Source organism: Ligilactobacillus salivarius DSM 20555 = ATCC 11741, assembly GCF_001435955.1.
Lineage (GTDB): Bacteria > Bacillota > Bacilli > Lactobacillales > Lactobacillaceae > Ligilactobacillus > Ligilactobacillus salivarius.
Genome location: NZ_AYYT01000022.1, coordinates 1 through 12,008, shown reverse-complemented (window position 1 = coordinate 12,008; position 12,008 = coordinate 1). Strand labels below are relative to the sequence as shown.

Below are 12,008 nucleotides of genomic sequence, written 5' to 3'. Positions count from 1 at the left end.
AAAATGGTAGTATTCTACAATTTATCCCCAAGTTATACACACTTTTTGTGGATAATACCACTTTATTATCCAATAAAGTGAACATATGTATCTCCGATTTACTTCTAGCATTTGATTATTTAGCACTTATACACAAAGTTATGCACAACACTGTGTATAAGTAAATAAAAAGACGGATAAAAATTATCTTTTTCAATAATTTATCCGTCTTCTATTAATATTATTTAGCTTCTGCCTTTGCTTGGCGCATAATTGCTGACTTCAACATAAATGGTGCAATAATTGTGGTTAAGATGATTACGATAATAACACTTGAATAGAACTTATCAGATAACAAGTGTGCTTCATATCCTACTTGGGCAATAATCAGCGCCATTTCTCCACGAGAAACCATTCCTGCTCCAATAATATCGCCAGAATGCCAACTCATTCCTAGCATTTTAGCACCTAAGCCACAGCCACCCCATTTTGTTAGTAAAGCCAATACTAGCAAAATTACAATAAATAACCAATTAGTCAATAAGCCTTTAAAGGTCATGTTCAATCCAATTGATACAAAGAACATTGGAATAAACACTGCATAGCCGATTGGTTCAATACTTGAATCTATCTCTTGTTTATATGGAGTTTGTGCAACCGCTACTCCGGCAAAGAATGAACCTACCACTGCGCTTAAACCTACCAAGTCAGCGAAGAATGCCATTCCCAAGCAAATTACTAATGACATTAGAATTTCACTGGAAGATATTGGTAATTTTTCACTGATCTTCATTAAAAGTGGGGCAATCCATCTAAAGACTAAGTAAATACCAATAAAGTATATTACTTGAATTAAGATACCCACGCCTAAATTAGATTGAGTATGTCCACCTTCTGCTTGAGCAACATCACTGAAGATGCTTACTAAGACACTTAAAATTAAAACTGCCAATATATCATCAATTACAGCAGCCCCTAAAATCGTTGTTCCTTCTTTTGTATCTAACTTCTTTAACTCTTTTAACACTTCAACTGAAATAGAGACTGAAGTTGCTGCGAAAGTTACGCCGAGAAAAATTGCTTCTTCATTAGTAAAGTTATATATTCGCCCCAAAAGATAAACTAAAATAATTGGCGCAATTACACCAAATAAGGCTACTGAAGTCGCAGGCTTAAGATATTTCTTCAATAAATCTAGATCACTTTCAAGTCCCGCCATAAACATTAAGATGACCACACCAATTTCTGAAAAGATATGGACAAAATTATTACTTGTCACCCAACCTAGCATCGCTGGTCCCAGAATAATCCCCACCAATAACTGACCAATTACAGCAGGCATTCCGACTCTGCGACTAATACTGCCAGCAAAAGCAGTTGTCAGCAAAACCAAGCAAAGTGTTCCTAAATAGGTCATATAATCTTCCTTTCAAAGTACCTAAAAATTACTCTACAATATATATTTTACAAAAAAAATATTTGTCTTAAAAGTCAAATACCCTGGCTATTCAATGTAAACGTTCCCTCTATTACCATAGAAGTTTTTCTATAAAAAGTCTATAATGGTAATAAATATTCTAAAAGAAAGGATCGTTATTATGAAATTCAATCAATTCGCTCATGTCAAAGTTCCTTTTGAACAAAAATTAGCTGAACTCAATCATATTGCTTTTCTTCACGCTGGTGATGAAGATTTAGCTAGCAATCATATTTATCGCTTATTTTTGGAACGTGCTTTCCCAAATTTCAAAACTGAAGCAGCTAAAAATCACGCTCTTTCCAATCTAGCAGCTACTGAGAATGCTGATATTTTAACTTATTTAAACTCTAGTAAAATAAATGCTCGCGTTTTCTATGCTGTCGGCTTACAACTCTTAGGATTTGAAACTGAGCTTGATTTCGATTTAAAAGATCCATTTTCTGCAATGGATAAGCTAAACTTGCCATACCAAAAAGAAATAAATCATCGCGATGATGTTATTAATGCTTGGTATGACTTACTATGTACTTCAACTAAAAAGGGACAAAATTTACTCGATATTCTAGCTAATCGTGGATATTTCACACAATTTTACCAATTGAATCTGACAGAGCCAATTTTCTTTAACGGAAAAGCTCAACCTGTTTTTGATACAAATAAACTTATCCATGAAGTAGTCTATGTTGAATCAGAATTAGATACCGATCAAGATGGTAAGCGTGATTTACTAAAAGTTATTATTACACGCCCAGCAATGACTGATAATGGTATGAAAGTCCCTACTATTTTCACAGCTAGTCCCTACTATTTAGGAACTAATGATGCTAGTGCTGAGAAAATGATGCACAGTGTCGACTTACCAATTACGCGTAAGGAAGTTAAACCTCTTTCTTATCAGGATATTGAATACCATAAGCCAGAAACTAAACTTCCTAAGAAACGTCCTGTTGTGATCTCTACTAAAAATGCTGAAGAAAGTTGGGAACACTTATTTACATATACTTTTAACGACTACATGTTAGCTCGGGGATTTGCTGTTGTTTATTCTGGTGGAGTTGGGACCTTAGATTCTGATGGCTACCGGACTTGTGGCGATGAAGCTGAAACTCTAGGAGCTAAAGATGTAGTTGAATGGTTGAACGGAAAGAGAACAGCCTTCACAACTAAAGAAGCTAATAAGGCTATTCCTGCTTGGTGGTCAAATGGAAAAGTAGCGATGACTGGAAAATCATATCTAGGAACACTTGCTACAGCTACTGCTACTACTGGTGTGGAAGGATTAGAGACTATTATTAGTGAAGCTGCTATTTCTAGCTGGTACGACTACTATCGCGAAGGCGGACTTGTTATTGCACCTGGTGGATTTCCTGGAGAAGATGCCGACATCTTGGCTGAAGAATGTTTTAGCCGTCAAAAAAGTGCTGGCGACTATAATCGTGCTAAAGATGGCTTTAATAAATTCCTATCAACTATTACTAAAGACCAAGATCGCACTACTGGTAATTACAATACTTTCTGGGATGCACGTAATTATTTAAAAGACGTAGGAAACATTAAGTGTGATATTGTGATGGTTCATGGTCTCAATGACTGGAATGTTAAGTTAAAGAATGTATTCAACTTATATAACAAGCTCGGTGATACTGAAGTAACGAAGAAACTTATCTTACATCAAGGTCAACATATCTATATCAACAATTTCCAATCACTTGATTTCACAGATATGATGAATCTTTGGTTAAGTCATAAATTGTATGGTGTTGAGAATAATGCTAAAGAATTACTTCCAGATATCTTAGTTCAAAATAATACTAAGGAAAGTACATGGGAAACTTATTCTAGTTGGCAAAGTAAGAACTTTACTAAGTTATACTTAAATTCTGATACACTATCTTCACAAAAGAACGAAAAACAAATTTTAGAGTTCAGTGATCATTTACCAGAAGCTACATTCAAACATTATCAAACGGGCATCGCCAATTGGAAAGAAGAAATTCTTGCATCAACTAGTCCAAAACTTGAAGCTAACCGTTTGATCCTTACTAGCAAACCTTTAAAGAATGAAACTTTACTTAAAGGTATCGCTAAAATCAAATTGAAGATTGCTAGTCAACTTGATCATGGCTTGGTTAGTGTTAAGTTGGTTGATTATGGCGATGCTAAACGTCTAGGAGCTACTCCTACAATTCTTGAAAGACGTGGCTTAGACTTAGGTTATCACTGGCAAGAAGATAATTTGGTAGAATTTAAATTAGCCAAGAAAACACCTTTTAAGATGATTACACAAGCTCACTTGAACTTACAAAATCGTCATAATGACTTTAGTACGGATGAACTTGAAGCTAATAAATTCTACGATGTTGAGATCACTACACAACCTATGTTCTATCATCTACCTAAAGGACATAAGTTAGGCCTAGTAATCTATGCAACTGATATAGAAATGACTTTACAAGGTAATGAAGAAAATTCATATCGTATTGATACTGCAGGCTCATATTGCTTACTTCCAATAGAATAGTAAACGAAAACGCAGATGAAACAAGACTTTATTGTCTCGATTCATCTGCGTTTGTTTATCTAATTTTTTGATGGTTTCGTGATTATATTTTCCGATATTTCTATACTCATACTTTTAGATTTATATTCGTTATTTTTCTCTCTTAACTTATTTTTTCGATTTTATCTAATTAGTNAATTTCTGCAAATTTAACGCTTACTTGCATAAATTTTTAAATTTCTCCTATATCTAATCTAAAATAACACATAAAAATTCAGCTACTCGTTTTTTATAGCTAATAAAAAAGCCAGTAGTTTTTACACTACTGGCAAATTAATTCTGGCAGACTTTTGGCAGACTTTTGGCAAACAATTACGTTTTTATGCCTGTTTTTCGTAAATCTGCCTTTTCTAAAAGCTTGATTTATAGGCTTTTCTCCACCGAGTTAATATACTTATTATTCCCATTCGATAGTTGCAGGTGGCTTAGAAGTAATGTCATACACTACGCGGTTAACGTGATCTACTTCGTTTACAATACGCACCGAGATTTCTTGTAACACATTCCATGGAATTTGTGCAAAGTCAGCAGTCATACCATCGATAGAAGTTACTGCACGAATACCAACTGTGTAATCATAAGTACGACCATCACCCATAACACCAACAGAACGAATACCTGGTAATACTGTAAAGTATTGCCAAATTTCCTTATCTAAACCATGCTTTGCAATTTCTTCACGTAAGATAAGATCAGAGTCACGTACGATTTCAAGTTTTTCTTCTGTAATTTCACCAATTACACGAATACCTAAACCTGGGCCTGGGAATGGTTGGCGCCATACTAATTCATGTGGCATTCCAAGCTTTTCACCAAGTTCACGAACTTCGTCTTTAAATAAAGTATTCAGTGGTTCGATTAATTTGAATTGAACATCTTCTGGTAATCCCCCAACGTTATGGTGAGACTTGATTGTTTGAGCAGTATCTGTACCAGATTCAATGATATCTGTATACAAAGTACCTTGTGCCAAGAATTCAATTCCTTCTAGTTTAGCAGCTTCATCATCGAAAACACGAATGAATTCATTACCGATAATCTTACGTTTCTTTTCAGGATCAAATACACCTGCTAATTTGTTCAAGAAACGTTCTTTAGCATCAACCTTGATAATGTTCAAGCCAAACTTGCCACCCAAGCTATCCATAACCTGTTCAGCTTCACCTTTACGTAACAAGCCATGGTCAACAAAGATACTTGTTAATTGATTACCGATAGCTTTGTGTAGTAATACACCTACAACAGATGAATCTACTCCACCAGATAATCCAAGTAAGACTTTCTTATCGCCAACAGTTTCGCGAATCTTTTGAATTTGCATGTCGATAAAGTCGTCCATAGACCAGTTGCTACGAGCTTGACAAACGTCGAAAGCAAAATGACGTAAAATATCGTTACCATATTCTGTGTTACGTACTTCTGTATGGAATTGTAACCCATAGAATTTCTTAGCATTATTAGCCATTGCGGAAATTGGGCAATTATCACTTGTTGCTGTAACTTCAAATCCTTCTGGAACTTGTGTTACTAAGTCACCGTGACTCATCCACACTGTTTGAGTTTCTGGTAATTCTTTGAACATTACATTTTCTTGATCTTTAACTGTAATAATAGCCTTACCATATTCCTTATTATCAGCACTTTCTACTTTACCACCTGGTAAGTTATGTGCCATTAATTGCATACCATAGCAAATACCTAAAATAGGAATCCCTAATTCGAAAATTTCAGGATCTATTTGGAAAGCACCATCATCATAAACGCTGTTAGGACCGCCAGAGAAAATAATTCCTTTTGGATTCATTTCTTTAATCTGAGCGGCTGTAAGCTTATGTGATAGTAGTTCTGAGTAAACACCGAATTCACGAATACGACGTGTAATCAATTGGTTATATTGACTACCAAAGTCTAAAACGATAATTTTATCAAATGTTTGCATATCAACATTAGCCAAGTCTTTCACCTCATCTTAAATTTCATTATGCTTTGTACCTATTATACATAGTTAGCAATAGTTGAGCAATGTTTTAAACCATAACTCATCACTAACTTAGTATTTTCTCAAAAACAACTCATTTACTACATGATTATTCGTCTTATGCATGATCAAATCAGCTCGATTACGTGTTGGTAGGATGAATTCCCGTAAGTTCTTAAGATTTATTGTTTTCCAAATATTTTTAGCCATCTTAATTGCTTGTTTTCGATCACCAATTGCATAAGGATAATAATAGTTTGTAGGATCCTTAAAAGCTGTATCTAACAAAGTCTCAAATCTTTCCAGATACCATTCTTCAATTAAACTTTCTTCAGCATCTACATAAATTGAAAAATCAAAGAAATCACTCACATAAATTTGTTGGTTGGTTGGCAATTGTAAAACATTAATCCCTTCAACGATTAAAATATCTGGACGCTCTACTGTTTCATATTGTCCTTTTACAATATCATAGACTTTATGTGAATATACTGGTGCTTTGGCAGGTAAATTATTCTTAACATCATTTACGAAACGCAATAATCTTCTCATATCATAACTTTCTGGGAATCCTTTTCTTTCCATTAAGTTACGTCTCTTCAATTCTTGATTAGGATATAAGAAACCATCCGTTGTAATAAGCTGGACTTTCTTATCTGGATAGACTTCACTTAATAAGCTTTGTAGTAGACGAGCAGTTGTACTCTTACCTACCGCAACTGATCCCGCTATTCCTAGAATAAATGGTACCTTTTGTGCTTTTACTCCTAGAAACTCAGACTGGCTATCTTGTAGCTCTTGATGTGAGTCTAAGTGTATTCTTAATAGATGCACTAGTGGCATATAAATATCTTGCACATCTTTCAAGGAAATTTGGTCATTTAAAGATTTTAAATTCAATAATTCTTCTTCGGTCAATGGAACAATATGTTCTTGATAGAAATTACTCCATTCATCGCGTTCAATTTTATAATAATTTAGTCTATTTTCCATATTTTTTCTCACAACTGTATATTTTTTAACTTCATCATTATATCATATTATTTTATAATAATATTACGCTTTCAAAAAGCTGATAACAAATTTAAAGGTGATCTATATGACAAATCTAGTTTTATTTGGAGATAGTATTACCGCTGGCATGACTGACGGCTATCCTTCTCCAATATTTTCTAATGAAATCAGAAAATATTTTCCAAATGTTGAAATTCTAAATCGAGGAGTTCCAGGAGATCGTACCGACTTGGCTCTTTCACGTGTTCAAGCTGACGTACTTCAAAGTAATTCTGATATTGTTACTATTTTCTTTGGTACAAATGATGTAACAGCTGAAGGTCCTGATTATCAAACTTTTATCACTAATATTAAAGAAATGATAACTTTAATTGGAATTCAAAAATGTATTCTTATCACTCCTGGGATTACTGGACCTAGCTTACAAGACTTTTATCCTAATCAGAAGTTATCCCAGTATGCTCAAGGACTTGTAACATTAGCTGAAGAACTTAACGTTACTTGTTATGATTGGCACAGTATCGCTACTGCATATGAAGCTAGTGAGTTGTTACAAGCTGATGATATTCACTACTCTAAAAAAGCTTACGAACTATTAGTTCAAGGTTTGGCTCCTTTAATCGAAGTTAAAGATAAAATCAGTACAGAAAATAGAGAAAAAGATCTATTAGGAAAACAATAATAGTACGCAAATAGCACTTACTCAAAACAACCGAGTAAGTGCTATTTCTATAAACTACCTTTTTATTTTCTTATCTTATAAGATCTTAGCTAAGAAATCTTTAGCACGTTCAGAAGTTGGATGTTCGAAGACTTCTTCTGGTGTTCCTACTTCTTGTACGTATCCATCTGCCATAAACCAGATTTGGTCGGCAACTTCTTTAGCAAAGCCCATTTCGTGTGTTACAACTACCATCGTCATTCCTGAATCAGCCAAGTCACGCATAACCTTCAATACTTCCCCTACCATTTCTGGGTCTAACGCACTTGTTGGTTCATCAAATAGCATTACTTCTGGATCCATCGCTAAAGCACGAGCAATCGCTACACGTTGCTTTTGACCACCAGATAAACTATCTGGGAATTGATTTGCTTTATCAGCTAATCCAACTTTAGCTAATAATTCTTTTGCCGTCTTTTCTGCTTGTACTTCATCAACATTCTTGACTTTCATTGGAGCTAACTTGATATTTTCCAATACACTCATATTAGGGAATAAGTTAAAACCTTGAAAAACCATGCCCATTTTTTCACGTAAGCTATCTAATTCCTTTTCAGAAATATGAGTTAAGTCTTTTCCTTCAAAAATTACCTTACCATCAGTTGGACGTTCCAACACATTCAAGCATCTTAAAAAGGTACTCTTACCAGAACCAGAAGGACCGATTACACAAATAACCTGACCTTGTTCTACTGATTCAGAAATATCTTTAAGAACGAGATTATCTCCAAACTTCTTTTGAAGATTTTGTACTTCAATCATCTTTTTGTTACTCATGTTTCATCTTCCCTTCAAAGTAATTCAAGCCTTTAGATAATGTAAAGGTTAGTACAAAGTAGATAACCATTGTAATAGCTAATGGAGCTACACCTTTATAAGTAGCAGATTGAACTAACTGTGTTTGATACATCAAGTCACCTACACCGATAACTGATACAATTGAACTTTCCTTGATCAAGGTAATAAATTCATTACCTAAAGCTGGCCAAATATTCTTAATTGCTTGTGGAATAACAACGTATTGGTATGTTTGCTTTTGACTCATACCTAAACTTCTTGCGGCTTCAGTTTGACCAATTGCGATTGATTCAATACCTGAACGAATAACTTCAGCTACATAAGCACCAGAGTTTAGAGATACAGCGATAATACCAGCTGCCAAAGCAGGTAATGATTGAATAACTGCACCAATTCCGAAGTATACAAACATTACTTGTACCATTAATGGAGTACCACGAATAAATTCAATGTATGCAACTGCTAAACCGTGTAGAAGCTTGTTGTGACCTAAACGCATTAAAGCAAGAATAATACCTAAAACAAAACCAATTAATACAGATACAACTGTGATAATTAATGTATATTCAATACCTTTTGCGAAGTATGTCCAGTAACTAGCCATTGTGTTGTGCTTGCTAGATTGTTTCATATACTTAGCAGCTTCTGGAACGTATTCCTTGTCTAATAAATCTTGTTTCTTAATATCAGCAATTGTCTTGTTAGCAGCTTGAGTTAAAGCTGTTGCTCCTTTAGGAAATGCCATCGCAGCCCCTGTTTCGTTAACGTCAACACTTACTTTAGAGTTAAATGCATATAAGTTAGGGTTGTTTTGAACATAAGCCTTAGCTGTTGGTTCTTCCATCAATACCCCAGATACCTTACCAGATTGTAAAGCAATAATTAAGTTGTTTAACTTAGCTAAACCTTTAACTGTTGCTCCAGGGAATTGTTGCTTAATCAAATTGTATTCCAAAGTACCATTTTGAGCACCAACTGTTTGACCCTTAAAGCTTTCCTTAGATGTATATTTACTCTTATCTTTCTTGTTGATAACAATATACTTACCACCAGAGTAGTAAATGTTAGAGAAATCAACACTCTTACGACGTTCTTCAGTTGGGTTCATCGCAGAAATTATTGTATCGATCTTACCTGTTTCAAGTGCAACTAGTAAGGAATCAAAGTTCATATTCTTAATAACTAACTTAACACCTAAATCTTTAGCAAATTTTTTAGCAATTTGAATATCAATTCCGACATATTCAGTCTTGCCATCTTGCTTAGTAGTAAATTCGTAAGGTGGATAATCGGCACTTAAACCAACTACCAATGTTCCTTTTTCTTTTACCTTTTTCAATGAATCATCTGTTGTCTTAGCTGTATCAGCGGAAGAACTACTAGAAGTTGTATCAGCAGTAATCGCAGCAAATGGTGTAACTACCATCATGAGTACAGCTAAAAGCATTAATATCTTCTTAAAAATTTTCATACTCATAATCTCCCTCGTTAATATAATCTATAGTTTTCAAGTTGATATGATTAGTATACTTTCTATTGTTTATTTATGCAAGTATTTTTTATAATTTTGTATATTTTATTCATAATTTATGTTTAAATTGCATTTAAAATGAATAAAATATATTTATGTAACAGTTTTCTATAAAACAAAAACACCAATAAGCTTGTTTATCTACAAAACTCATTGATGTCTCTTTAACTATTTCATTTTGTGTTTCTTTGATGAAACTTGATAAAAGATGAATGCCACTAATCCGAAGAAGACTGGACCAGCAATTGTCCAGAAGGCTGTCTCAAAGTCGCCATCCAAAATTGGTTGAACACAAGTAAAGATAATACCTGCTGATAAGATAATTTCAATAATAATTACTAATAAATTAGTCCAGAATGGATTCTTAAAAGCTACAAATGAATGTTCAATCTTCTTTTTCTTAAAGAATGGGAATGCCCCAACTAAGAATAGATATGGGAAACTAGTAGATACATTCGCCATATCAGTTAAGATTAAATAGAATCTTTGAGCTGCAGATCCACCAAAGGCTACTAAGAAGATAATTACACAAACAATAATTGCTTGTAACCACATTGCATTGGCTGGCATATTGTGTTTGTTAAGGCGAGTTAATTTTTCAGGCCATAATCTCTTATCTGAACCTAAAATAAATGACTTGATTGGTGAATATAAGAGAATGAACATTGCACCTAAAAATCCTAGAACTTGTGTTAAAGCTACAAATCTTGTAATTAACATACCTATTGTATGAGAGGCAGCTGCTGACCAACCTAATGAATGTCCTAAGTAGACACCTAATTGGTTAAAGACAATATATGTGATATTACCTAAGTTTACCCCATGCTTAGCAACAACAGAGTTATAGTTAACACTGAAACCAATCATAAAGATCATGATTACATATGCACCGATGGTAAATAAGCTAGCAATAATTAATCCACGTGGGAAAGTCTTTTCTGGCTTATCCATACTATCAGTTACACTACCTAAAGATTCCATACCACCATAAGCAAAAATTGCATAAACAACGAATGAAATAATAGCAATTGGTGTTTGAAATTGTGGATTAGGTGAAGTAATAAAATCTTTCATTCCATGGATAGGTTGAGCTAATTGACCATGATTAGCAAAAATAATGATCAAACTAGCAATTAAAAAGATAATGTTAGTTACAACTGTAAAAATTCCACCTAAAGAACCAACTTTAGAAATCGAATCCATTCCTTGTGTGGTAAAGAATGTTGAAATTAAAATGAATAAAATTCCTAAAATACCAATAACTTCAGTGGAAGACAAACCTAACATTGACCAATGTTGTGTGGTATCTTTACCAAAAATCAATGCAGAGAATGTTATCCAGATACGTGAAGCTGTTGATACCATCCAGACAATCCAAGATGCTAGCCAGATAAATGTTCCAATGAAAGCTGCACGTTCTCCGATTGATTCAGCTAACCAGGAATAAATACCACCTTTAGCATCTTTAAATGCAGAACCATATTCTGCCATCATTAAACCACAAGGGAAGAAGAAACATACCCCTGCTAAAATATACCAAATAATACTACCGTAACCCATTTGTGCATAAGCATTAGATACATTACCAAAACCAAAGATAGCGGTAATAATCATCATGACTAAGCCAAATGTCGTGATTTTCTTTTTATTTTCTTCCAAAATCTCCACTCCATCTTATGTATATTTATTAACTACTAAAGTATATTCTCTTTTATGCAATTTGTATTAATTATGATAGATTTTTTATCGTTTTATAATAAAAATTCATTTTTATAACATAAATTTGAATTTTAAAACATAATATTCGTGGTATATTCGTATAATTTATGATTATTCATTGTTTTTTTATTGTAAAAAAATTCATCCTTTCTAAAATTCGTCTAACTTGAAAAATATACTTGTTTCCTGTATGTTTTATTATTGTCAACTACCCCAGTCTAAAGACAT

General features: G+C 33.7%; 8 protein-coding genes. 2 read left to right on the top strand and 6 right to left on the bottom strand.

What is annotated here, in order from left to right; all coding sequences use genetic code 11:
- Positions 1-220 precede the first annotated feature (220 nt).
- On the bottom strand, positions 221-1,396 hold the full coding sequence (locus FC55_RS08410) for a cation:proton antiporter (RefSeq protein ID WP_003701155.1): 1,176 nt from the start codon (positions 1,394-1,396) through the stop codon (positions 221-223).
- A gap of 181 nt (positions 1,397-1,577) precedes the next feature.
- On the opposite strand from FC55_RS08410, the gene FC55_RS08405 reads away from it, so the two are divergent.
- Positions 1,578-3,980, top strand: a complete 2,403-nt coding sequence (locus FC55_RS08405; RefSeq protein WP_035150173.1) for a Xaa-Pro dipeptidyl-peptidase — start codon at positions 1,578-1,580, stop codon at positions 3,978-3,980.
- A 436-nt stretch (positions 3,981-4,416) separates the two neighbouring features.
- Here FC55_RS08405 and guaA read toward each other — a convergent pair whose 3' ends face one another.
- Positions 4,417-5,958: a glutamine-hydrolyzing GMP synthase gene (gene guaA / locus FC55_RS08400; RefSeq protein ID WP_172757472.1), complete on the bottom strand. Its 1,542-nt coding sequence runs from the start codon at positions 5,956-5,958 to the stop codon at positions 4,417-4,419.
- Between the two features lie 111 nt (positions 5,959-6,069).
- Complete coding sequence (gene coaA / locus FC55_RS08395) at positions 6,070-6,990, bottom strand: type I pantothenate kinase (RefSeq protein WP_003701152.1); 921 nt, start codon at positions 6,988-6,990, stop codon at positions 6,070-6,072.
- A gap of 106 nt (positions 6,991-7,096) precedes the next feature.
- On the opposite strand from coaA, the gene FC55_RS08390 reads away from it, so the two are divergent.
- Positions 7,097-7,693, top strand: a complete 597-nt coding sequence (locus tag FC55_RS08390) for a GDSL-type esterase/lipase family protein (RefSeq protein ID WP_003701150.1) — start codon at positions 7,097-7,099, stop codon at positions 7,691-7,693.
- Positions 7,694-7,768: 75 nt separating this feature from the next.
- Here the strand turns inward: FC55_RS08390 and FC55_RS08385 are convergent, their stop codons facing one another.
- The 3 genes from FC55_RS08385 to yjeM all read right to left on the bottom strand — a co-directional run bounded on the left by FC55_RS08385 (position 7,769) and on the right by yjeM (position 11,720).
- Positions 7,769-8,509: an amino acid ABC transporter ATP-binding protein gene (locus FC55_RS08385; RefSeq protein ID WP_003701149.1), complete on the bottom strand. Its 741-nt coding sequence runs from the start codon at positions 8,507-8,509 to the stop codon at positions 7,769-7,771.
- Positions 8,502-10,001 carry an ABC transporter substrate-binding protein/permease gene (locus FC55_RS08380; protein WP_011476410.1) on the bottom strand — a complete coding sequence of 500 codons (1,500 nt, stop codon included), beginning with the start codon at positions 9,999-10,001 and terminating at the stop codon, positions 8,502-8,504. Before FC55_RS08380 ends, FC55_RS08385 begins: the two co-directional genes overlap by 8 nt.
- A 228-nt stretch (positions 10,002-10,229) precedes the next feature.
- Positions 10,230-11,720 (bottom strand): glutamate/gamma-aminobutyrate family transporter YjeM, encoded by a 1,491-nt coding sequence (gene yjeM, locus FC55_RS08375; RefSeq protein WP_035150166.1) that lies wholly within the window; start codon positions 11,718-11,720, stop codon positions 10,230-10,232.
- Between the last annotated feature and the right edge of the window lie 288 nt (positions 11,721-12,008).

Bases quoted from the DNA above. Each gene is read 5' to 3' on its own strand.
- guaA (WP_172757472.1), bottom strand. From the start codon at position 5,958: ATGCAAACATTTGATAAAATTATCGTTTTAGACTTTGGTAGTCAATAT.
- FC55_RS08380 (WP_011476410.1), bottom strand. From the start codon at position 10,001: ATGAAAATTTTTAAGAAGATATTAATGCTTTTAGCTGTACTCATGATG.
- FC55_RS08390 (WP_003701150.1), top strand. From the start codon at position 7,097: ATGACAAATCTAGTTTTATTTGGAGATAGTATTACCGCTGGCATGACT.
- FC55_RS08410 (WP_003701155.1), bottom strand. From the start codon at position 1,396: ATGACCTATTTAGGAACACTTTGCTTGGTTTTGCTGACAACTGCTTTT.
- FC55_RS08405 (WP_035150173.1), top strand. From the start codon at position 1,578: ATGAAATTCAATCAATTCGCTCATGTCAAAGTTCCTTTTGAACAAAAA.
- coaA (WP_003701152.1), bottom strand. From the start codon at position 6,990: ATGGAAAATAGACTAAATTATTATAAAATTGAACGCGATGAATGGAGT.
- FC55_RS08385 (WP_003701149.1), bottom strand. From the start codon at position 8,509: ATGAGTAACAAAAAGATGATTGAAGTACAAAATCTTCAAAAGAAGTTT.